This window comes from Pseudomonas sp. G.S.17 (genome assembly GCF_038096165.1).
GTDB lineage: Bacteria > Pseudomonadota > Gammaproteobacteria > Pseudomonadales > Pseudomonadaceae > Aquipseudomonas.
This window is the reverse complement of sequence record NZ_CP151076.1, coordinates 5,746,805-5,768,398: the sequence shown is the minus strand read 5'-3', so window position 1 is coordinate 5,768,398 and position 21,594 is coordinate 5,746,805. Positions and strand designations below refer to the sequence as shown.

Annotated in this window: 19 protein-coding genes; 7 read left to right on the top strand and 12 right to left on the bottom strand. The window is 60.7% G+C overall.

Annotated elements, in window-relative coordinates; genetic code table 11:
- The first annotated feature begins 27 nt into the window (after positions 1–27).
- The 6 genes from AABC73_RS26930 to AABC73_RS26905 all read left to right on the top strand — a co-directional run bounded on the left by AABC73_RS26930 (position 28) and on the right by AABC73_RS26905 (position 6,164).
- Positions 28–546, top strand: coding sequence for an RNA polymerase sigma factor (locus tag AABC73_RS26930; RefSeq protein ID WP_331150729.1), 519 nt, complete (start codon positions 28–30; stop codon positions 544–546).
- Positions 543–1,547, top strand: a complete 1,005-nt coding sequence (locus AABC73_RS26925; RefSeq protein WP_341521622.1) for a FecR family protein — start codon at positions 543–545, stop codon at positions 1,545–1,547. Before AABC73_RS26930 ends, AABC73_RS26925 begins: the two co-directional genes overlap by 4 nt.
- Positions 1,548–1,648: 101 nt before the next feature.
- Complete coding sequence (locus AABC73_RS26920) at positions 1,649–4,090, top strand: TonB-dependent siderophore receptor (RefSeq protein WP_341521621.1); 2,442 nt, start codon at positions 1,649–1,651, stop codon at positions 4,088–4,090.
- A gap of 71 nt (positions 4,091–4,161) precedes the next feature.
- The gene (locus AABC73_RS26915) at positions 4,162–5,295 is read left to right on the top strand and encodes a PepSY-associated TM helix domain-containing protein (protein ID WP_065831558.1); all 1,134 of its coding nucleotides are present in this window, start codon (positions 4,162–4,164) and stop codon (positions 5,293–5,295) included.
- Entirely contained in the window at positions 5,292–5,468 is a 177-nt protein-coding gene (locus tag AABC73_RS26910) for a hypothetical protein (RefSeq protein WP_331150732.1), read from the top strand. Before AABC73_RS26915 ends, AABC73_RS26910 begins: the two co-directional genes overlap by 4 nt.
- A 66-nt stretch (positions 5,469–5,534) precedes the next feature.
- A complete protein-coding gene (locus AABC73_RS26905; protein ID WP_331150733.1) occupies positions 5,535–6,164 on the top strand; it encodes a glutathione S-transferase family protein in 630 nt (209 codons plus the stop codon).
- A 119-nt stretch (positions 6,165–6,283) separates the two neighbouring features.
- Here AABC73_RS26905 and creD read toward each other — a convergent pair whose 3' ends face one another.
- The 4 genes from creD to AABC73_RS26885 form a co-directional block, all read right to left on the bottom strand.
- The gene (gene creD, locus AABC73_RS26900) at positions 6,284–7,660 is read right to left on the bottom strand and encodes a cell envelope integrity protein CreD (protein WP_341521620.1); all 1,377 of its coding nucleotides are present in this window, start codon (positions 7,658–7,660) and stop codon (positions 6,284–6,286) included.
- 195 nt (positions 7,661–7,855) lie between these two features.
- Positions 7,856–9,274: a two-component system sensor histidine kinase CreC gene (gene creC / locus AABC73_RS26895; RefSeq protein ID WP_341521619.1), complete on the bottom strand. Its 1,419-nt coding sequence runs from the start codon at positions 9,272–9,274 to the stop codon at positions 7,856–7,858.
- Positions 9,274–9,954, bottom strand: a complete 681-nt coding sequence (gene creB / locus AABC73_RS26890) for a two-component system response regulator CreB (RefSeq protein WP_341521618.1) — start codon at positions 9,952–9,954, stop codon at positions 9,274–9,276. The genes creC and creB overlap by 1 nt, the downstream gene beginning before the upstream one ends.
- A gap of 58 nt (positions 9,955–10,012) precedes the next feature.
- A complete protein-coding gene (locus AABC73_RS26885; RefSeq protein WP_341521617.1) occupies positions 10,013–10,513 on the bottom strand; it encodes an ATP-dependent zinc protease in 501 nt (166 codons plus the stop codon).
- A 305-nt stretch (positions 10,514–10,818) separates the two neighbouring features.
- Here AABC73_RS26885 and AABC73_RS26880 point away from each other — a divergent pair, with 305 nt between their 5' ends.
- Positions 10,819–11,712, top strand: a complete 894-nt coding sequence (locus tag AABC73_RS26880) for an acyltransferase (RefSeq protein ID WP_341521616.1) — start codon at positions 10,819–10,821, stop codon at positions 11,710–11,712.
- A gap of 1 nt (position 11,713) precedes the next feature.
- Here the strand turns inward: AABC73_RS26880 and AABC73_RS26875 are convergent, their stop codons facing one another.
- The 8 genes from AABC73_RS26875 to glyA all read right to left on the bottom strand — a co-directional run bounded on the left by AABC73_RS26875 (position 11,714) and on the right by glyA (position 21,492).
- Positions 11,714–12,283, bottom strand: a complete 570-nt coding sequence (locus tag AABC73_RS26875) for a DUF2780 domain-containing protein (RefSeq protein ID WP_341521615.1) — start codon at positions 12,281–12,283, stop codon at positions 11,714–11,716.
- Between the two features lie 251 nt (positions 12,284–12,534).
- Positions 12,535–13,734: a formaldehyde dehydrogenase, glutathione-independent gene (gene fdhA / locus AABC73_RS26870; protein WP_341521614.1), complete on the bottom strand. Its 1,200-nt coding sequence runs from the start codon at positions 13,732–13,734 to the stop codon at positions 12,535–12,537.
- Positions 13,735–13,911: 177 nt separating this feature from the next.
- Positions 13,912–14,769 carry a formyltetrahydrofolate deformylase gene (gene purU / locus AABC73_RS26865; protein WP_341521613.1) on the bottom strand — a complete coding sequence of 286 codons (858 nt, stop codon included), beginning with the start codon at positions 14,767–14,769 and terminating at the stop codon, positions 13,912–13,914.
- A 102-nt stretch (positions 14,770–14,871) separates the two neighbouring features.
- Positions 14,872–15,504 (bottom strand): sarcosine oxidase subunit gamma family protein, encoded by a 633-nt coding sequence (soxG, locus tag AABC73_RS26860; RefSeq protein WP_341521612.1) that lies wholly within the window; start codon positions 15,502–15,504, stop codon positions 14,872–14,874.
- A 111-nt stretch (positions 15,505–15,615) separates the two neighbouring features.
- Positions 15,616–18,633, bottom strand: a complete 3,018-nt coding sequence (locus AABC73_RS26855; RefSeq protein WP_341521611.1) for a sarcosine oxidase subunit alpha — start codon at positions 18,631–18,633, stop codon at positions 15,616–15,618.
- Positions 18,630–18,956 carry a sarcosine oxidase subunit delta gene (locus AABC73_RS26850; RefSeq protein ID WP_065831546.1) on the bottom strand — a complete coding sequence of 109 codons (327 nt, stop codon included), beginning with the start codon at positions 18,954–18,956 and terminating at the stop codon, positions 18,630–18,632. Before AABC73_RS26850 ends, AABC73_RS26855 begins: the two co-directional genes overlap by 4 nt.
- A gap of 14 nt (positions 18,957–18,970) precedes the next feature.
- Positions 18,971–20,221: a sarcosine oxidase subunit beta family protein gene (locus AABC73_RS26845; RefSeq protein WP_065831545.1), complete on the bottom strand. Its 1,251-nt coding sequence runs from the start codon at positions 20,219–20,221 to the stop codon at positions 18,971–18,973.
- 17 nt (positions 20,222–20,238) lie between these two features.
- Positions 20,239–21,492, bottom strand: coding sequence for a serine hydroxymethyltransferase (glyA, locus tag AABC73_RS26840; protein ID WP_065831544.1), 1,254 nt, complete (start codon positions 21,490–21,492; stop codon positions 20,239–20,241).
- Positions 21,493–21,594 lie beyond the last annotated feature (102 nt).

The window sequence follows — 21,594 nt, the reverse complement described above, 5'->3', positions numbered from 1 at the left end:
AGTTAATGCAATTCTTCGGGGTCGTTCGTGTCATCAGCCCAAAGCACTCAAAGTGAGATCGTTGGCGCATTGTATCGCGACCACCGTGGCTGGCTGTTGGCCTGGCTGCGGCGCAACGTTGCCTGCCCGCAACGCGCGGAGGATCTGAGTCAGGACACCTTTGTCCGGCTGCTGGGTCGCGACGAGCTGAGAACGCCCAATGAGCCTCGCGCTTTTCTGGTGGCGGTCGCCAAGGGCCTGCTGTTCGACTACTTCCGGCGCGCTGCGCTTGAACAGGCCTATCTCAACGAGCTGATGCTGATCCCCGAAGCCGAGCAGCCGTCGCTGGAAGAACAACACCTGATCCTCGAAGACCTCAAGGCCATCGACCGTTTGCTCGGCAAGCTGTCGAGCAAGGCGCGGGCGGCGTTTCTGTATAACCGTCTGGACGGCCTGACCCACGGCGAGATTGCCGAGCGACTGGGGGTTTCCGTGCCACGGGTTCGGCAATATCTGGCTCAAGGCATTCGCCAATGTTACGTGGCGTTGTACGGCCAGCCGACATGAGCAGTTTCAATTCCCGCCCGGTTGCTTCCCATGTTCTGGATGCCGCCATCGCCTGGCAGTTGTGTCTGGATCGCGGCAACGGCAGCGAGGCTGAGCGCAAAGAGTTCGCCAGATGGATGGCGGCACACGAAGAACACGCCCGCGCCTGGATGCAGCTGGGTCTGCTCGATCAGCACTTCACTGTCCAGAACGGTCCTGCAAGTAACGCCTTGCTGCAATCCCACGGCACCGCGCGTCGCCAGTTGCGCAAGCTGGGTGGCGGATTGGCCAGTGTGCTGATGGCCTGCGGCCTGGCATTCTTCGTCGGTGATCGTTATCTGCCACTGGATTACTGGCTTGCCGACCAACGCACTGCCACCGGCGAACAGCGCAGTGTGCGTCTGGCCGACAACACCTTGATCCGCCTGAATACCCACAGCGCCATCGACGTGCGTTTCGACGCCAAACAGCGCCGAGTGATCCTGCAGGACGGCGAAATATTCGTCGAAACCGGCAGCCATGACGACCCGCGCCCGTTCATCGTGGAAACCCGCGATGGTCAGATGCGCGCGCTGGGCACGCAGTTTCTGGTGCGGCGGGAAAGCGACGGCACGCTGCTGAGCGTGTTGCAATCAGCGGTCGCCGCTCAGGCTCCGCATGACCCGCGCGAGCAAATACTGCGCGAAGGTCAGCAAATGTTCATGAGCCGCGACGGCCTTGGCCCGATGCTGGCCCTCAAACCCGGCGCGGATGCCTGGACGCGGGGCATGCTGGTGGTGGAAAACGCGCGTCTGGCTGATCTGGTGACGGAACTGGGCCGTTATCGTGCTGGGCATCTGGGCGTCGCGCCCGAGGTCGCCGATCTGCGCATCACCGGCAGTTTCCCCCTCGCCAATACCGATCTGGCGCTCAAGGCACTGACGCCAGCCTTGCCGGTGCAGATCGAGCAGCACACCCATTGGTGGGTCACCGTCACAGGCAAAGACCCGAAAAGCGACCTGGCGGTACCTGCAAAACTTTGAAACACTAATCTTAATCAAAATTATTTTCGATTAGCTCTATCACTTTCCCAGCTTCGTTCGGCACATAGACATTGAGAACCGTTTCCATCCAGGAGCCGAATATGTCCCGTACGCTTGAAACCCTTCTACGACCCAGCCTGTTGGCTGTGGCGATTGCCTTGACCACTCCGCTGGCCAGCACCCATTTGATCGCTGCAGAACAGGCCTCGAGCGTGCGCGCTTACAACCTGCCGGCCGGGCCGCTGTCGACCACGCTGAATCAGATCGCCAGTCAGGCTGGTCTGGCATTGGCGGTGGATCCTTCGCTGGCTTCCGGTCGCAGATCGGCACCGGTTCAGGGCCAGTTCGATGCTTCTGGCGCGCTGCGTCAGGCGTTGCGCGGCACTGGTTTGCAACTGGTGCAAAGCACTGTCGGCAGCTACAGCCTGATGGCCGCGCCGGAAGGCACCGTGGCCTTGCCGGAAACTACCATTCAAGGCCAGGGCGTCGCCAGCGAATCGGCCTGGGGCCCGGTGGAAGGTTACGCCGCGACCCGCACGGCGTCGGGCACCAAGACCGATACGCCGATTCTCGAAGCGCCGCGTTCGATCTCCGTGGCGACCCGCGAGCAAATGGCTGATCGCGCCGTGCAGAACCTCGACGACGCCGTGCGCTACATGCCCGGTGTGACGGCCAGCAGCTACGGCAGCGACAGCCGCGCCGAGTGGCTGAAGATTCGTGGCTTCGAACCGACCCAAGTACTCGACGGCCTGCCATTGCCGAAAGGCGTGTACGTCATGCCCAAGCTGGAAACCTGGGATCTGGAACGCGTCTCTGTTCTGCGCGGACCGGCCTCTTCGGTCTATGGCCAGACCCCGCCCGGCGGCATGCTGGATATGGTCAGCCGCCGCCCGGAAGCCACCGCCAGTCACGAGATTCAAGCGCAGGTCGGCAGCTACAATCGCAAACAGATCAGTTTCGACAGCACCGGTCCGATTGATGACGCGGGCGTGTTCGAATATCGGGTCAGCGGCGTGGTGCGTGACAGCGGCACGTCAGTCGAGCACATCGACGACAAGCGCTACAACCTGGCGCCGAGCCTGACCTGGAATATCGATCCGGACACCAAGCTGACCTTCCTCAGCCAGTTCAACCGCGACGATACCGGCATCACCAGCCAGTTCCTGCCGCTGGAAGGCACCAAGCTGTCGACCCCGGCCGGTGAAGTGAAATACCACAAGAACCTCGGCGATCCGCAGTGGGAGTTCTACGACAAGACCTATTACGCGCTGGGTTACGCCTTCGAACATCGGCTCAATGACGTATGGCAGTTCAAGCAGAACCTGCGTTACACCAAGAGCGATCTGGCGTTCCAGGGCATCACGGCCGGTGGTTTCTACGGTTCGGTTGCCGCCGATGGCACCTTGTCGCGTGGCGCCAACGTGGTCAACGAAGACATCAGCCAGTTCGCCGTGGACAACAACTTCCAGGCCGACTTCGATACCGGCGTGCTCAAGCACACGCTGTTGATCGGCCTCGATCACCAGCGCATCAACCACAACTACAAATGGTTGTATGGCAGCGCGCCGACCAGCAACATCATCAATCCGGTCTACGGTCAGGACTTCAGCAACGTCGCTTATAGCGCTTTTCAGAACTACAGCCAGAAAACCCGCGACACCGGCCTGTATCTGCAAGACCAGATCGCTCTGGATAACTGGCGTCTGACCCTGGGCGGTCGTCAGGACTGGCTGGATACCGACACAGATTTCCATGAGACCGGTATCAAGGACACCCGCAGCGATAACGCCTTCAGCGGCAACGCAGCGTTGAGCTATGTGTTCGATTCCGGTTTCGCGCCATATATTTCCTACGCCGAGTCGTTCCAGGCCGAGCAGGGCGGCAACACCGCCACCAGCGAAGCCTACGAACCGAGCACCGGCAAGCAATACGAACTGGGCATCAAGTACCAACCGCCGGGCAGCAGCATGTTGTTCACTGCGGCGTTGTACGACCTGACCCGCAAGAACATCGTGCTCAGCGATACGTTCGGCGTCAGCCGTCCATTGGGTGAAGCCCAGGTTCGCGGCGTCGAGCTGGAAGCAGTGGGCAACGTCAACGAAAACCTCAAGCTGACCGCGTCCTACACCTACGCCAACAGCAAGATGACCAAGGTCGGCGATCCGCTGGACAAGAACCGTCCATTGCCGCTGACCCCGGAAAACCAGGCGTCGATCTGGGCTGATTACACCTGGCACACTGGCGTTCTCGATGGTTTCGGCCTGGGCTTCGGCGTGCGCTATATCGGCGAAACCGACAACGTCGCGCTGGGCAGTCTGGCGTATGTGCGCGACAAGTCCGACGGCCATACCGATTCCTATACCGTGTACGATGCCGCCGTGCATTACGACCTGGGTCGCCTGAACAATTCGCTCAAAGGCGTCAGCGTCGCAGTCAACGCCAACAACGTGTTCGACAAGGAATACCTGTCGACCTGTGACGGCTTCTACTGCTACTACGGCGACCGTCGCAACGTGCTGGCCAGCGTCAATTACAAATGGTGATTTAACGGATTCGCCAGTGAAGACAAGGGCCTCCGCACACGCGGCGGCCTTTTGCATTTGGAATGAAACACATGAAAAGCCAAACCGTGCGTCGCTGGTCGTTCATCCATACCTGGACCAGCCTGATCTGCACCCTGTTCCTGCTGATGCTGGCGGTGACCGGGTTGCCGTTGATTTTTCACCATGAAATCGATCACCTGCTGGGCAACGAGCCGGAATTCAAGGAGATGCCGGCCGACACGCCGCACCTGAACCTGGAAAAACTGGTGGAAGCCGCTGAAGCGTATCGGCCAGGCGACGTCATGCAGTATTTCGGCTGGGACGAGGATAACGCCAACGGCGTCTGGGCGATCATGGCCAAGACGGCGGGCACCGAGCCCAATTCTTCCCACTCGTTCATGATGGATTCGCGCACCGGCCAGGCCTACGAAATACCGTCGGCCAACGGCGGTTTCATGATGGTCATGCTGCGCCTGCACGTGGACATGTACGCCGGGCTGACCGGCAAATTGCTGCTGGCGTTCATGGGTTTCCTGTTCGTGCTGGCGATTATTTCCGGGACGGTGCTGTATGCGCCGTTCATGCGCAAACTCAAGTTCGCCACCGTGCGCGCGGACAAATCCACGCGCATGCGCTGGCTCGACCTGCATAACCTGATCGGCGTCGTGACCCTGACCTGGGCCTTGGTAGTGGGCGTCACCGGCGTGATCAGCGCCTGCGCCGACCTGTTGATTTCGTCATGGCGCAACGACAGTCTGGCGGCGATGATCGCCCCTTATAAGGATGCGCCCGCGTTGACCCAGCGCGCCCCGGCGACCAACCTGCTGAGCATCGCCGAAGCTGCCGCGCCGGGCATGGAAGCGGATTTCATTGCGTTCCCCGGCACACGCTTTTCCAGCGAGCACCATTACGCGGTGTTCCTCAAGGGCAATACGCATTTGACCAAGCACCTGGCGACGCCGGTGTTGATCGACGCGAAAACCCTGGACGTCACCGCCGTGGTCGAGCGGCCCTGGTACATGGACGCGCTGGGCATGTCGCAGCCGTTGCACTTCGGTGATTACGGCGGCATGCCGATGAAGATCCTCTGGGCGGCGCTGGATGTGCTGACCATTATCGTCCTCGGCAGCGGTGTTTATTTGTGGTGGGTGCGGCGCAAGGCCGCGCGGCCGGTCAGCGTCCCGCAAGCGGAAACCGTGCAATGAAGCGTTCGACCATGCGCCACGTGTTTGCCATGCCGCTGCTGATCGGCATATTGATCGCGTTCGGCCTGTTCGCCGCCTTGCTCGGCGATGGCTGGTGGGACACGCTGGCCTGGCTGGGAATGGGCATTGCGGCAATCTTGAGCTTTCGCGGTTTGCTGGTGCGCAGGACCTGAAACCAGCCATTGCAGACCGGCAGGGCGCTGGCTAGTCTAGACAGCCGTCTCATTTGAGGAACACCCATGTCCGCACCGACCATGACGTTGTACACCAACGCTGCTTCGCCCTTTGCCCGCAAGGTTATGGTCCTGCTGCATGAAACCGGCCAGCTGGACCGAGTGGCACTGCTGCCGACGGCCTTGACGCCGGTTAATCCGGTTGCCGAACTCAACCTCGACAACCCGGCTGGCAAGATCCCGGCCTTGCGTCTGGCCGATGGCAACGTGATCTACGACAGCCGGGTGATTCTCGATTACCTGGACCACCAGCACGTCGGCAATCCACTGATCCCTCGCGAAGGCTCCGCGCGCTGGCGGCGGCTGACCCTGGCATCCCTGGCCGATGCGCTGCTGGATGCCGCACTGCTGATCCGCTATGAAACCGCCTTGCGCCCAGTGGAGAAACATTGGGATCTGTGGCTCGATAACCAGCAGCAAAAAATCGCCCGCAGTCTCAGTTATTTCGAGCAGGACGCCATCACCGAACTCAGTTCAGCCTTCGACGTGGCGTCCATCAGCGTCGCGGCGGCCTTGGGTTATCTCGACTTCCGCCAGCCTGACCTCGGCTGGCGCAGCAGCTATCCGCGCCTGGCCAACTGGTACGCCGAAGTCAGTCAACGGCCTTCGATGTTGGCGACTCAGCCCAGCGTCTAATTGAGCGGCCGCCTCCAGGTCGCTGAACACCCGTTGCAGGAGGCGGCGCAGGAAACAGGCTGGCAATTCTGAGCACCAGGTTTCTCGCCTGGGCCTGATCTTCGCGTAATCCGAGCCAGTTACTCATGGGCGGCCTCGATGTCGAACTCCAGGGGTTTGGCGGGTTTGTCTGGCGTGAGGCCGTACCAGTCGAGTTTGCGGGTCAACACCATGAACACGCCGAGCAGGCCGAACAGCAGCAGCGAACCCATCAGCAGCGCGTAGTCTTCGGCACTCAACAGGCCGTAAAGCAAGCCGTAAAGCGCCGCCAACGCCAAGGCGAAACCCAGTCCGTGGCGCACACTGCGCAACACGTGACACACATAAAAGCCAATCAACAACACGCAAGCGCTGGCCGAGAGTAAATATGCCAAGGCAAAGCCCAGGTGTTCGGACAGCGACAGCAGCATCAGATAAAACAACGCCAGCGCCGCGCCGACCAACGCATACTGGATCGGATGCACCGCCAGGCTCTTGAGTACTTCGAAGAGGAAAAAACCGGCGAACGTCAGCGCGATGAACAACAGCGCATATTTGATCGCGCGGTCGCTCTTCAGGTATTGATCCACCGGATCGATGAAGCTCACGCCCAGGGTGCGCTGGTTGAAGTCGTTGCACTGCAACGTTTGCAGGCAACGACTCAGCGCTTCTTCAAGGTTGGTGGAGAAGAACGAAGCCTGCCAGCTGGCGTTGAAACCTTCAGCGGAAATCTCCCGTCGGGTCGGCAGATAGTTGCCAATAAAACTCGGGTGCGGCCAGTCGGCGGACAACTGCACCGTGCTGGATTTGCCCACCGGCAGCACCCGCAACGATTCGGTGCCTTGCAGCTTCAAGTCGAAGGCGAAGTTGAGTTGTTTCGCGTGTTTGCCATCCAGAATGGGCAAGCTGGCGCTGACGCCTTCGCCGAGCCATTGCAGGCGCGAACCGGGAACAAAGTCCAGTTGCTGATCGTCGAGCTGCAACTTCAGGGCATTTTCGATGCCGCGAATATCGCTGATCCCGACTGACAGAAACGGCGCGTCAAACTGGTAGTCGGCGAAGTCCTCGGTAATCCCGAAAAATTCCGGCACTTGGAAATGGCCGCTGACCCGGTTATCCGCGTGGAACAGCCGCGCTTCGTAAATCCCCCGGGAGCGCAGTTCGGTCTGCACCTTGCCGTCGAGCTCAAAGAGGTCCGGCAAAAAATGCAGATCGCCGCGTTCCTGGGCGGTTTCCTGAACGCGTTCGTTGGTCTTGGGGTCAGTCTTCCATGTGCGCACGGTCTTGCGAAACGGCACCACCAGAATCGGCCCGGCCAACTGCTGGCTGAAGCTGGAACTGCGCGCGATATCCCGCAACACCCCATCACGCTGCGCCTGCCGGTCACCAATCAGTCCGCCGATCATCAACAACGGAATCAGCAGCAGAACGATCAACAGCGCAATCATTCCCAGTTTTACAGCCAGACTTCGATTCATGGGTCTCTCCCTGTTTTGATGGGGAGAGTCTGCGAGCCGTGTGTGGAGGGTTGATGTGGGGTTTGTGGGGATTGTGTGGAGATCGAGCTCGCCGGGACCTGTGGGAGCGAGCTCGCTCGCGAAGACCTTCTAAATAAAATAAAAAATCCGTCGGGTGTAGGGGCCTCTTCGCAAGCTTGCTCCCACAAGCAGGATTCAGCGCAACAGCAGCGTCACCAGAACCCCACCCTCAACGTTGCCGATGTGCATCTCGCCGGCGTGCAGCTGCATCACCTCTTCGACGAAGTTAAGCCCCAATCCGGTGCTTTTGCGGCCGCTGGTGGGGCGGGGCAGGGAGTAGAAACGTTCGCTCAGGCGCGGCAGGGCGTAGTCGGGGATCGGTGCGGCGCTGTTGAACAGGCTGAATTGAATCCCGCCGGCACTTCGCTCGGCGCCAAAGCGCAAAAGCCCGCCGTGGGGCGTGAAGTCCAGAGCGTTTTCCAGCAGATTGGCCAGCGCCTGGCGTAACAGGAAGCGCTCGCCGATCAGTTGCAGGTCGTGGGCGATGTCTTTTTCAATCCGCAGCTGCAGCCGTTCGATACGCACGCTTTGAGCGTTGAGCAGTTCATCGATCAGTTCGTCCAGCGGCACGGCGACCCGTTCTTCCAGCCCTTGACGCTGCTCGACCATCGCCAGATTCAGCAGGCGTTCGATCAACTGCTGCATGCGCGCGCTTTCACCTTCGATGTTGCCGATAAAGCGCTGGCGCTGGTCGGCGGGCATGTCGTCCTGCAACAGCTCGGCCGCGCCGCGAATCGCCGCCAGCGGGCTTTTCAATTCATGGGTCAGGGTATGCACATAGCGCTCGACGTAGGCCTTGCCCTCCAGCTGTGTACGCATGTGTTCCACGGCTGTGGATAACTGCTCGAACTCGCCGCCACGGTAATGCGGCAACTCGGCGCGCCGCCCTTCGCTGACCGCCTGGGCGTAATCGGTCAGGCGTCGCAACGCCGAGCTGAGCCACCAGGAAAACAGCGCGCCCAGCAGCAGCCCCAACGCCATCAAGCCGCCGCCGTACCACAGCAAGCGCCGCTCGGCGCGGTCGACATACGGCTGCAGCGAGCTGTTGGGTTTGGCCACGGTGACCACGCCGATGATCGTGCCGTTATCGCGAATCGGCGCGCCGACATGCATCACCGACGAGTTCGGATCGTTGGCATCGCTGCGAGTCGAGCGCGCGCCGTATTCGCCGCGCAACGTCAGCAGCACATCGTTCCAGCGCGAGTAATCCTCGCCGACCGCTTCACCACTGGAATCGAGCAGCACGATGCCTTTGGCGTCGGTCACGTAGATGCGGTTATTGACCTGATTCTTCGGCAAACCCCAGATGGTCGCGGCGGGCTGGCGCAAACCATAGGCCTGGAGCGCGTCGGGGAAGCGACTCTGGCTCAAGGTGCCCGACTTGACGTCGTCGTGCAGGATTTCCGCCAGCAGGTTGGCCGTATCCACCAGGGTTTCTTCGGTGGACTGGCGCACGCCGGGGCGCACTTCCTTCATGACGGTGCTGAGTACGAAGTAACCGGTCAGGCCGATGAACACCGCGTACACCAGAAAAATCCGCAGGCTGAGGGACATCAGCTGTGTCCAGGGCTGAAGCTGTAGCCGAGGCCGCGATGGGTCTGGATCGGCTCGGCGTCGGCGGCAATCAGGCGCAGCTTGGCGCGCAGGCTCTTGATGTGGCTGTCGATGCTGCGCTCATAACCGGCGTCAGCGGCCACGCCCACGGCATCCAGCAATTGCTCGCGGCTGAACACCCGTTCGGGCTGTTCCAGCAAGCAGTGCAGCAAACGAAACTCATGGCGGGTCAGGCTTACCGGCTGGCCGCGATAGCTGATCTGCACCCGTTCGGAGTCGATCTGAAACACTTCGCTCGGCGCGACGGCAATCGGGCGCGGCAGCATGCGCTTGAGAATCGCCCGAACCCGCGCCGTCACTTCACGCGGGCTGAACGGCTTGACCACGTAATCGTCGGCGCCGATCTCCAGCCCGACCACCCGGTCGATCTCGCCATTGCGTGCGCTGAGGAACATCACCGGTACTTCGCTGAAACGCCGCAGTTGCTTGCAGGCCTCGAAGCCGGTGATATCCGGCAAGCCGATGTCGAGGATGATCAGGTCCGCCGGCGTGCGCCGTTGATGCTCCACCGCCGCCTGACCGAGGCCCAGCCAGGACGTGGTGAAACCGTCACTTTGCAGGGCATAGATCAGGGTGTCGGCAATCGCCGCTTCGTCTTCGACAATCAAAATATGCGGCATGGCATCCGAGCACTTGAGGTGAGGACGAAACGGTGCCGGGATCAGCGGCGAACGTCAATCAGCAATCGGGTTTGTCAGCGGTATAGCGTCGGGCCGGATTGACTGCCGCGCCGAACTCGCGCAGGGCCTTGGCGCCGATCAACAGGGGATAGTTGAAGTGGCTGCGGTCGACCAGGTTGACCTCGACGGTTTGTTTTTTATCACCCAGGCACAGCTCCAGATCGACTACCGGGCGCTTGGTCGGATCAACCGCTTCGTCGTCGTCCTCGCCATCGGAGCGACCTTTGATCTTGCTGATGCGCGAGACCTTGTGTTCGTACACCTTGTTGCTCGCGTCCTTGGTGGCCAGACGGAAGCGCACCCAGTCATCGCCGTCGCGCTGGAACAGTTCGATGTCCTTGGCCGACAACGACGCGGTCAGCGCGCCAGTGTCCATCTTGGCTTTGAACGTCTCGCCGAATTCCGCGACCTTGATGTATTCGTAACGACCATACAACGTCGGCTCGGCGGCCATGACCGGCAGGGCCAACAGAGACAATAGCGCCAGGATTGATTTCACGTGGGAGGTACCTCTTGTCAGACAGACTGAGTTGGAACGCCATTATCTGTGGGAGCGAGCTTTGGTGGGAGCGAGTAAGCTCGCGAAGAGACCAGCACCCCCGAAACATCTGCGGAAGCTGAACCAGGGTCTTCGCGAGCAAGCTCGCTCCCACAATAGTTGCGGTTTTAGACATCAGGACTCAACTTCGTTCGCTGCTTACAGCCTAATCGTAACCTGGTGAAACATTTGTCGACGACCAATGGATTTGGCGTTGATGCCCGGTCTCTTTATGATGGCGGCCCGAAAAATTGTAAGAGTTCTTTATGCGCCGCCTGCTCACCGGCTGTTTTGTCACGCTGCTGTTGCTGCTCAACACACTGGTCATGATCGGCCCGCTGCTGGTTTTTGCCCTGCTCAAACTGATCTTTCAGGGGCATATGCGCGATCACATGTCCGCCGCGGTGATGTGGATCGCCGAGACCTGGGCCGAGATCGACAAGCTGATTTTCGCCCTGTGCATACCGACGCGCTGGGAAGTGCGCGGCGATGAAAAGCTGCGTAACGACACGTCGTATCTGGTCATCGGCAACCATCAATCCTGGGTAGATATCCCGGCGTTGATTCAAGCGTTGAACCGCCGTACGCCGTTCTTCAAGTTCTTCCTGAAAAAGGAATTGATCTGGGTGCCGCTGCTGGGCCTGGCCTGGTGGGCGCTGGATTACCCGTTCATGAAGCGCTACAGCAAGGCGTTCGTGGCTAAACACCCGGAACTGAAAGGCCACGATCTGGACATCACGCGGCAGGCCTGCGAGCTGTTCAAGCTTCAGCCGGTCACGGTGGTCAACTATCTGGAAGGTACGCGCTTCACAGCGGCGAAACAGACGCAGCAAAACTCGCCTTATGTGCACTTGCTCAAACCCAAGGCTGGCGGCGTGGCATTCGTCCTTGCCGCCATGGGCGAACAGCTGGACGCGATTCTGGACGTGACCGTGGTTTACCCGAGCGAGCGGATTCCGGGCTTCTGGGATTTACTCTGCGGAGGCGTGCCGCGCGTGATCATCGATATCCAGACCCGGGAACTCGATCCCGCGTTGTGGCAAGGCGATTACGAAAACGATCCGCTGTTTCGCGAAAAAGTGCAGGGCTGGGTCAACCAGCTGTGGCTGGACAAAGATGCGCGCATCGCCCTGTTGCGGGGCGATGCGCTGGCAGACTGAATCAGCTGCCGCTGCCCCACAGGCTGCCCAAGCTTTGCAGCGCAGAGCCACCGGCACCTTGCTGACCGAGGTATTGCAGAATCAGCGGGGCAAACTGGCTGACCATCGAGCTGTCCATGCCCAGCGCGGAGAACGCCTTGTTCACGTCCGCCATGCTTTGCACGTTGCCCAACGCGCTATTCAGGATCGAGCTGCTGGCACTGTTGCCGGAACCGCCCAATACATTGCCCAGCCCATTGAGGCTGCCCAGACTGCTCAAGGCGCTGGTCCCGGCCAGTTGATCCAGGCCCGGCACCGATTTGGTCAGTTGGCTGTAATCGTTGCCGGCGAGTTTGTTCTTGGCCAGACCCAACAGCGCGCCAGTACCGCCGACGGCTTGTTCCGGAGTGACATTCAGATTGCTGCCCAGCAAGTTCAGCAGGCCAGCGGCTTCCGGCGCAGCGGTCGCTTTCTGATTGCCGTTGGTGGCGTTGGAGACAGCATTGGCTGCGTCGTTCAGGTTGAAGGCGAACACCGGACTTGCGGCCAGAGCCATCAACGATGCCAGTGCTACACCGCGTGAAATCTTCATTGAAACAACCCCTCAGACGGAAAAAATCCGGCAAGCCGGTAAAAACACGTGTTTGACAGGGTTGGGCGGGGGAATGTTCCTTGCGTTCGTCTGTTGGGGGGATGCACCGTTGGACGATTCCCCTCGGTCGTAGGACCGGCTTTAGCCGGGAGAGCGTCTTTTATGCTTTAGCCATGCGACGAATCTACAGACCTGCTCCCGGCTAAAGCCGGTCCTACAGCCGTAGGACCGACGTTTGCCGCCTGGACGAGCTACGCCGCGCTGAACAACTTGTGCGGATCAATCACAAACTTCTTCGGCACACCCGCATCGAACTCGCCGTAACCGCGTGGTGCGTCGTCGAGGCTGATGACTTCGACACCCACGATGTCTGCGATCTTGATGCGGTCCCACATGATGGCTTGCATCAGTTGGCGGTTGTACTTCATGACCGGGGTCTGGCCGGTGTGGAAACTGTGGGATTTTGCCCAGCCCAGGCCGAAGCGGATGCTCAGGCTGCCCATTTTTGCTGCGGCGTCCACTGCGCCCGGATCTTCCGTCACGTACAGGCCGGGAATACCGATCTTGCCTGCAACGCGCACCACGCCCATCAACGAGTTGAGGACGGTCGCCGGAGCTTCATGTTGCACGCCTGCGTGGCCATGGCCGCGGGCTTCAAAGCCTACGGCGTCAACCGCGCAATCCACTTCCGGTTCGCCCAGCAGCGCGGCGATCTGTTCGTGCAGCGGGGTGTCCAGCGACAGGTCGGCAATCTCGAAACCCTGAGCTTTGGCGTGGACCAGACGGGCCGGATTCACGTCACCGATGATCACCACTGCGGCGCCCAGCAGGCGCGCCGATGCCGCTGCGGCCAGACCGACCGGGCCTGCCCCCGCGATATACACCGTACTGCCTGGCCCAACGCCCGCAGTCACGGCACCGTGATAACCGGTCGGCAGAATGTCGGACAGGCAAGTCAGGTCACGAATTTTCTCCATGGCCCTGTCACGGTCAGGCAGCTTCAGCAGGTTGAAGTCGGCATACGGCACCAGCACGTATTCCGCCTGGCCACCGGTCCAGTCGCCCATATCGACGTAACCATAAGCGCCGCCGGGACGAGCCGGGTTGACCGACAGGCAGACACCGGTGTGTTGCTCCTTGCATGAACGGCACAGGCCGCACGCCACGTTGAAAGGAACCGACACCAGATCACCGATTTTCAGGTTCTCGACGCCGGTGCCTTTTTCGATCACTTCCCCCGTGATTTCATGCCCCAGCACCAGGCCGGTCTGTGCGGTTGTACGGCCGCGCACCATGTGTTGGTCCGAGCCGCAAATGTTAGTAGAGACCACGCGCAGGATGACGCCATGCTCGATCTTGCGACCGCGCGGATCCTGCATTTTTGGATAGTCAATTTTCTGTACTTCGACCTTGCCAGCGCCGAGATACACCACACCACGATTGCCAGACATGCTTTCACCTCGATTTTGTTGTTATGTCGCGGGGAAATGCGTTGCTTTGTCGGTGTAGCAGCAACGCACTGATTGCTCTGGGGTGCTTGCTTGATATTGATGTTTGCGATCCCGTAGGACCGGCTTTAGCCGGGAGGACGTCCTCCCGGCTAAAGCCGGTCCTACAGGGGATTGCGTTTACAGCACTACCGTTCTGTTGGCATTCAAAAACACGCGCCTTTCAATGTGATACCCCACGGCCCGAGCCAGGGTCAGGCCTTCGATATCCCGGCCCTTGGCGATCAGGTCTTCAGGGTAATGGCTGTGATCAACCGCTTCGACGCCCTGGGCAATGATCGGGCCTTCGTCCAGATCGTTGTTGATGTAATGCGCGGTGGCGCCGACCAGTTTCACGCCCTTGTTGTAGGCCTGATGGTACGGTTTGGCGCCCTTGAAGCCCGGCAGCAGCGAGTGATGAATGTTGATCGCCTTGCCGTCCAGCTTGCGGCACAGGTCCGGCGACAGCACTTGCATGTAGCGGGCGAGAATCACCAGTTCGGCGCCGGACTCTTCGATCACTTGCCAGACTTTGCTCTCCTGCGCCGGCTTGTCGTTCGGGTCCAGGGGGAAATGGTAGTACGGAATTTCGTGCCAGCGCGCCAACGGTTCGAGATCCGGATGGTTGGACACCACTGCGACCACGTCCATGGACAACTGGCCGATGCGTTGGCGGTAGAGCAGGTCGTTCAGGCAGTGGTCGGCCTTGGAGACCATGATCACCACTTTCGGGCGATAGTTCGGCGCGGTCAGCTCGAAGATCATGCCGAAGGCTTGCCCGCGTTCGGCCAGACCGTCGCGAAAGCCCTGCTCGTCAAAACCATCGGGCTGACGGAATTCCACGCGAATGAAGAAGCGGCTGGAGAGCCGGTCATCAAAAGAATGGTGCTCGGTGACGTAGCAGCCCTGCTCGAACAGATAGCGGGTCACCGCGTCCACCGTGCCCAGTACGCTTGGGCAGTCAGCAGTCAGAATCCATGTGTCGGGGGCGCGGCTCATTGGTTAATCCTTGTTGGAAATGTGTCGGCGCTGCTCGCGGCTGAAGCCGCTCCTACGGAGCCTGTATGTCGCCCGTAGGAGCGGCTTTAGCCGCGAGCAATATCAAGCCTGAATGCTCAAGCCATACTCGGCACTGGCATCCTGCAACCACATCCACCAGTAATCGGCGAAGCTGCGGCGGATCAGCAGTTCCCAGGTTTCCTCGCCCGTACGGCGGATGACCAGTTGCGACTTGGCGAACACCGTGCCAACCGCCTTGCCCACCGGGAAGTTGTCCGGGTGCACGTCGTAGCTGGTGGATTTCATCAGCACTTCGCGGACTTTCGAGCCGGTCAGTTCAAGGATCGACTGACCGCCGCTGACGTTGACGATGGCAATGTGCAAACCGGTCAGCGCTGCGCGCAGCTTCTGTTCGGCGGCAAACTCTTCACCGCTGGGCACGATCAGCAGCCATTCATCCGGGCCGAGCCATTGCAGCGAGCTTTCGCCGTTGATGACCACGGTCAAGGCCTTGGGCAGTTCCATGCCGGTGGCGGTCGCCATGCCAGCAGCGAACGCCGGATCGTGGGCATCGCCACGAATCGTCAGATGGCCGAGCAGTTTCTTCTCGCGCAGGAGCACGCCAGGGTTGGCGCGGCCTTTACCGACCAGCTTGTTGAGATCGGCATGAAACAGCGGTGACTCGGCTTTTTCGCCGGTCGTTGGCCGCTGCTGGTAAACGTTGGCTGTGGTCATAGAGCACCTGTTCCTGAATTCTGTTGTTTCATAGGGCTGAACATTTACGGCGCGGCTTTCGCGAGCAAGCTCGCTCCCACAACTGTGGGAGCGAGCTTGCTCGCGAATCGATCAAACGTTCTGCTGCTCGCCCTTCGGATCGAAGAACACCGAAGACACGATTTCGGCTTCGATGAAGCTGCCATCGGCCAACGGTGCGAACACGCGTTCGCCCATGCGCTTCAAGCCGCCTTTGACCACGCCCATGGCGAACGAATAACCCAGCGAAGACACCGCGTAGCTCGACGTCACGTGGCCGACCATCTGCATCGGGATCGCTTGTTTGGTATCGAACACCAGTTGCGCGCCTTCGGGTAGCCATTTGGTCGGATCAACCGGTTTCAGGCCAACCAGCTGCTTGCGTTGCTCACGCACGCAATCTTCGCGATTCATCCCGCGCCAGCCGATCCACGAGAACGGTTTGGTGCGACCGACACACCAGCCCATGTTCAGGTCGTCCGGGGTCATCGAGCCGTCAGTGTCCTGGCCAACGATGATGAAGCCCTTCTCGGCGCGCAGCACGTGCATGGTTTCGGTGCCGTACGGCGTCAGGTTGTACTTCTTGCCGGCTTCGACGATTTTTTCCAGCACGCCCATGGCGTAGTCGGCCTGGACGTTGACTTCGTACGACAGCTCGCCGGTAAACGAGATGCGGAACACCCGCGCCGGAACGCCGCCGACCAAGCCTTCCTTCCAGGTCATGAACGGGAACGCTTCACGGCCCAGATCGATGTCGGTCACTTCGGCGAGCAGCTTGCGGCTGTTCGGCCCGGACAGGGTCATGGTCGCCCAATGGTCGGTCACGGAAGTGAAGTACACCTTCAGGTCAGGCCATTCGGTCTGTTGATAGATTTCCAGCCATTGCAGCACGCGTGCCGCGCCGCCGGTGGTGGTGGTCATGATGAAATGGTTGTCGGCGACACAGGCGGTAACACCGTCGTCGAAAACCATGCCGTCTTCTTTACACATCAGGCCGTAGCGCGCCTTGCCCACGTCGAGCTTGGTCCAGGCGTTGCTGTAGATGCGGTTGAGAAACTCCCGGGCATCCGGGCCTTGAATGTCGATCTTGCCAAGGGTCGAGGCATCCAGCAGGCCGACGCTGTCGCGCACGGCTTTGCATTCGCGGCCAACGGCGGCATGGATGTCTTCACCTTTTTTCGGGAAATACCACGGACGTTTCCACTGGCCGACGTCTTCAAACTCGGCGCCGTTCCTGACGTGCCAGGCGTGCAGCGCGGTGAAGCGCACCGGCTCGAAGATGTGCCCGCAGTGACGACCGGCCACAGCGCCGAACGTCACCGGCGTGTAGTTCGGGCGGAACATGGTGGTGCCCATTTCCGGGATGGTCACGTTCAGCGAACGGGCGGCGATGGCCAGACCGTTGACGTTGCCCAGCTTGCCCTGATCGGTGCCGAAGCCCAGCGCGGTGTAGCGTTTGACGTGCTCGACCGACTCGAAGCCTTCGCGGGTTGCCAGTTCGATGGCGGCAGCGGTGACGTCGTTTTGCAGGTCGACGAATTGCTTCGGCGCGCGAGCGGTGGTTTTGTCGTGCGGCACCTGAAACAGCGCCAGCGTCGGCTCTTCCGCGCGGCTCAAGGCTTTTGGCAACACGCCTTCGACCGCTTTGAACCCGGCTTCGTTGGCGGCGCGTACGCCACCTTCGAAACCATCGGCCAGTGCGTCGCCGAGTGCATAAACGCCGTTCACGCCGCCGACGCAAACGCGTTTCTGCGGCGCTTCACCCGGTATGAAACCGAGGATATCTTCACGCCAGACCGGCTTGCCGCCCAAGTGCGAAGCGAGGTGAACGATTGGGCTGTAGCCGCCGGAGCTGCCGACCAGATCGCAATCGAGCCATTCGCCAGGGCTGGTGACGCGATGGCCTTTGACGTCGATAGCGGCAATGCGCGCTGCGGTCACGTGTTTGCTGCCGCGCGCTTCGATCACGGCGCTGCCGGTCAGGATGCGAATGCCTTTGGCGCGGGCTTCTTCAACCAGCGCGCCACGTGGGTTGTGACGGGCATCGGCAATCGCCACCACTTGCAGGCTGGCGTCGAGCCAGTCCAGCGCGACGCGGTAAGCGTGATCGTTGTTGGTGGACAGCACCAGTTTCTTGCCCGGTGCCACGCCGTAACGGCGAACGTAAGTGGAAACCGCGCCCGCCAGCATGTTGCCCGGCACGTCGTTGTTGCCGTAAACCAGCGGACGTTCGTGAGTACCGGACGCCAACACCACGCGCTTGGCACGCACACGGTGCATGCGCTGACGCACCTGGCCGATTGGCGCGCGGTCGCCGAGGTGATCGGTGAGGCGTTCGTGAATGGTCAGGAAATTATGGTCGTGGTAGCCATTGACCGTGGCGCGTGGCAGCAGCACCACGTTCTTCAGGCCTTTCAGTTCGGCGATAACCGTCGCGACCCATTCAGCGGCAGGCTTGCCGTCGAGGCTTTCGCGAGTGTCCAGCAGGCTGCCGCCGAACTCTTCCTGTTCATCGGCGAGAATCACCCGGGCGCCGCTGCGTGCAGCCGCCAGTGCCGCTGCCAGACCGGCGGGGCCAGCGCCGACGATCAGCACGTCGCAGTGCTGGTTCATCGCGTCGTAGGTGTCCGGATCGTTTTCAGTCGGCGAACGACCGAGGCCGGCGGCCTTACGAATGTACTTCTCGTAAGTCATCCAGAACGATTGCGGGTACATGAAGGTTTTGTAGTAGAAACCCGGCGGCATCAGCTTTCCGCCGACCTTGCCGAGAATCCCCATCACGTCATTGTTGACGCTCGGCCAGCCATTGGTGCTGGTCGCGACGAGGCCCGAATACAGCGCCTGTTGCGTGGCGCGCACGTTGGGGATTTGCGTGGCTTCGGTCGCGCCGATTTGCAGCACCGCGTTCGGCTCCTCGGAACCGGCGGCGAAGATGCCGCGTGGACGGGAATACTTGAAGCTGCGGCCGATGATGTCGACGCCGTTGGCCAGCAATGCAGCGGCCAGGGTGTCGCCTTCAAAGCCTTGGTAGGTCTGGCCGTTGAAGGTGAAATTCAGCACCTTGCTGCGGTCGATGCGGCCGCCGTTGGGCAGTCGATTATTCTGGCTCATACCTTGTCTCCCTCGCCGCTGGCTGCCTGGTTGCCGAATGCCTTGTTAGTGAACTGCGGCTTGGCGCCAATCGGGTAGGTCTCGAGAATTTCGTAAGTCACGGTGTCGCGGGTGGCGTTGAAGTATTGACGGCAACCGGCGGCGTGGATCCACAGTTCGTGATGCAGGCCGCGCGGGTTATCGCGGAAGAACATGTAGTCGCCCCATTGCTCGTCAGTGCAAGCGCCCGGATCCAGCGGACGCGGAATGTGCGCCTGGCCGGATGCGTGGAATTCCTCTTCGGAGCGCAGTTCGCCACAGTGAGGACAGAAGATATGCAACATAGGGATTTCTCCTGTTAGTGGGCGACAGCCGCTGCGCCGTGTTCGTCGATCAACGCACCGTTGTGGAAACGGTCGATGGAGAAAGGTTTTGCCAGCGGGTGCATTTCGCCCTTGGCGAGACTGGCGGCAAACACGTTGCCCGAGCCCGGCGTGGCCTTGAAGCCACCGGTGCCCCAACCGCAGTTGAAGAACATGTTCGGCACTGGCGTCTTGGAAATGATCGGGCAAGCGTCCGGCGTAGTGTCGACGATGCCGCCCCACTGACGGTTCATGCGTACCCGGGACAGCACCGGGAACATCTCGACGATGGCCTGCACGGTGTGTTCGATCACCGGATAAGAGCCGCGCTGGCCATAGCCGTTGTAGCCGTCGATACCGGCACCGATCACCAGGTCGCCCTTGTCGGACTGGCTGATGTAACCGTGTACGGCGTTGGACATGATCACGCTGTCGATAATCGGCTTGATCGGCTCGGACACCAGCGCTTGCAGCGGGTGGGATTCGATCGGCAAACGGAAGCCGGCCAGTTTCGCCATATGCCCGGAGTTACCGGCCGTTACCACGCCGACGCGCTTGGCGCCGATGAAGCCTTTATTGGTTTCCACGCCGACACACACGCCGTTTTCCTTACGGAAGCCGATCACTTCGGTCTGCTGGATCAAGTCCACGCCCAAGGCATCGGCGGCACGGGCAAAGCCCCAGGCCACGGCGTCGTGACGGGCCACGCCGCCGCGCCGCTGCACGGTTGCGCCGATGATCGGGTAACGGGTGTTTTTCGAGCAGTCCAGGTACGGGATTTCGTCCGCGACCTGTTTGCCGTTGAGCAATTCGCCGTCCACGCCATTGAGGCGGTTGGCGCTGACCCGACGCTCGGAATCACGCATGTCCTGCAAGGTGTGGCACAGGTTGTAAACGCCACGCTGGGAAAACATCACGTTGTAGTTCAGGTCCTGAGACAGGCCTTCCCACAGTTTCATCGCGTGTTCGTACAGATGCGCCGATTCGTCCCACAGATAGTTGGAACGCACGATAGTTGTGTTGCGCGCCGTGTTGCCGCCGCCCAGCCAGCCTTTCTCGACCACGGCCACGTTAGTGATGCCGTGCTCTTTAGCCAGGTAATAAGCCGTGGCCAGACCGTGCCCGCCGCCGCCGACGATAACCACGTCGTAGACCTTTTTCGGGGTCGGCGTGCGCCACATGCGCTGCCAGTTTTCGTGGTGGCTGAGGGAGTGTTTCAGAAGGCCGAAGCCTGAGTAATGCTGCATGAGTGACTACTCCTGACTCAGCGATAAACCGGGAAATCGGTGCACAGTGCTGCAACCTGACTGGCCACGTTGGCCTCGACATCGGCGTCGCCGAGGTTGTCTAGGATGTCGCAGATCCAGCCGGCCAGCTCGACGCACTGGGTCACTTTGAAGCCGCGCGTGGTGACCGCTGGCGTGCCGATACGCAGGCCCGAGGTCACAAACGGTGATTGTGGATCGTTAGGCACCGAGTTCTTGTTCACGGTGATGTGTGCACGACCGAGTGCCGCGTCGGCGTCTTTGCCGGTCAGGCCCTGACGAATCAGGCTGACCAGGAACAAATGGTTGTCGGTGCCACCGGAAACCACGTCAAAGCCACGGTCGATGAACACTTGCGCCATCGCCTGAGCGTTGTCGATCACTTGCTGTTGATAAGCCTTGAAACCAGGCTCCATGGCTTCCTTGAAGCACACGGCCTTGGCGGCGATCACGTGCATCAGCGGGCCGCCCTGGCCACCAGGGAAAACGGCGGAATTGAGTTTCTTCTCGATCTCTTCGTTGGCCTTGGCCAGGATCAAGCCGCCACGCGGACCGCGCAGGGTCTTGTGCGTGGTGGTGGTCACGACGTCGGCATACGGCAGCGGATTGGGGTACAGACCGGCAGCAACCAGACCGGCCACGTGGGCCATGTCGACGAACAGGTAAGCGCCCACTTTGTCGGCGATGGCGCGGAAACGCGGGAAATCCAGGGTTTTCGAATAGGCCGAGAAGCCGGCGATGATCATTTTTGGCTGACATTCAACGGCGATGCGCTCGACTTCGTCGTAATCGATCAGGCCGGTGGTGGTGTCGATGCCGTATTGCACCGCGTTATAGAGCTTGCCGGAAAAGCTGACTTTCGCGCCGTGGGTCAAGTGACCGCCGTGAGCCAGGCTCATGCCCAGCACAGTGTCGCCGGCTTGCAGCAGCGCCAGATAAACAGCAGCGTTGGCCGAACTGCCGGAATGCGGCTGGACGTTGGCGTAATCGGCACCGAACAGTTGCTTGGCGCGCTCGATGGCGAGCATTTCGACTTTATCGACGTGCTCGCAGCCACCGTAGTAGCGCTTGCCCGGATAACCTTCGGCGTATTTGTTGGTCAGGCCGCTGCCCTGGGCTTCCATGACGCGCTGGCTGGTGTAGTTCTCCGACGCGATCAGTTCGATGTGATCTTCCTGACGTTGCTCCTCGGCATTGATCGCCGCCAACAGTGCATCGTCATAGCCTTGGATTTGGTCATTCTTGCTGAACATCGCGGTTCTCCCAGCGGCGGCGTGGCGCCTGACTTATGAGGGTAGGGCCGCAGTCTGAAGACAGTGCCCTTTGATGCGATGGTAGGGCCGGACCAAAGACGC

Coding starts and splice junctions, on each gene's coding strand:
- AABC73_RS26845 (WP_065831545.1), bottom strand. CDS start 20,221: ATGCAGCATTACTCAGGCTTCGGCCTTCTGAAACACTCCCTCAGCCAC.
- AABC73_RS26880 (WP_341521616.1), top strand. CDS start 10,819: ATGCGCCGCCTGCTCACCGGCTGTTTTGTCACGCTGCTGTTGCTGCTC.
- soxG (WP_341521612.1), bottom strand. CDS start 15,504: ATGACCACAGCCAACGTTTACCAGCAGCGGCCAACGACCGGCGAAAAA.
- AABC73_RS26915 (WP_065831558.1), top strand. CDS start 4,162: ATGAAAAGCCAAACCGTGCGTCGCTGGTCGTTCATCCATACCTGGACC.
- glyA (WP_065831544.1), bottom strand. CDS start 21,492: ATGTTCAGCAAGAATGACCAAATCCAAGGCTATGACGATGCACTGTTG.
- fdhA (WP_341521614.1), bottom strand. CDS start 13,734: ATGTCTGGCAATCGTGGTGTGGTGTATCTCGGCGCTGGCAAGGTCGAA.
- AABC73_RS26875 (WP_341521615.1), bottom strand. CDS start 12,283: ATGAAGATTTCACGCGGTGTAGCACTGGCATCGTTGATGGCTCTGGCC.
- AABC73_RS26850 (WP_065831546.1), bottom strand. CDS start 18,956: ATGTTGCATATCTTCTGTCCTCACTGTGGCGAACTGCGCTCCGAAGAG.
- AABC73_RS26925 (WP_341521622.1), top strand. CDS start 543: ATGAGCAGTTTCAATTCCCGCCCGGTTGCTTCCCATGTTCTGGATGCC.
- creC (WP_341521619.1), bottom strand. CDS start 9,274: ATGTCCCTCAGCCTGCGGATTTTTCTGGTGTACGCGGTGTTCATCGGC.
- creD (WP_341521620.1), bottom strand. CDS start 7,660: ATGAATCGAAGTCTGGCTGTAAAACTGGGAATGATTGCGCTGTTGATC.
- AABC73_RS26855 (WP_341521611.1), bottom strand. CDS start 18,633: ATGAGCCAGAATAATCGACTGCCCAACGGCGGCCGCATCGACCGCAGC.
- AABC73_RS26920 (WP_341521621.1), top strand. CDS start 1,649: ATGTCCCGTACGCTTGAAACCCTTCTACGACCCAGCCTGTTGGCTGTG.
- AABC73_RS26905 (WP_331150733.1), top strand. CDS start 5,535: ATGTCCGCACCGACCATGACGTTGTACACCAACGCTGCTTCGCCCTTT.
- creB (WP_341521618.1), bottom strand. CDS start 9,954: ATGCCGCATATTTTGATTGTCGAAGACGAAGCGGCGATTGCCGACACC.
- AABC73_RS26910 (WP_331150732.1), top strand. CDS start 5,292: ATGAAGCGTTCGACCATGCGCCACGTGTTTGCCATGCCGCTGCTGATC.
- purU (WP_341521613.1), bottom strand. CDS start 14,769: ATGAGCCGCGCCCCCGACACATGGATTCTGACTGCTGACTGCCCAAGC.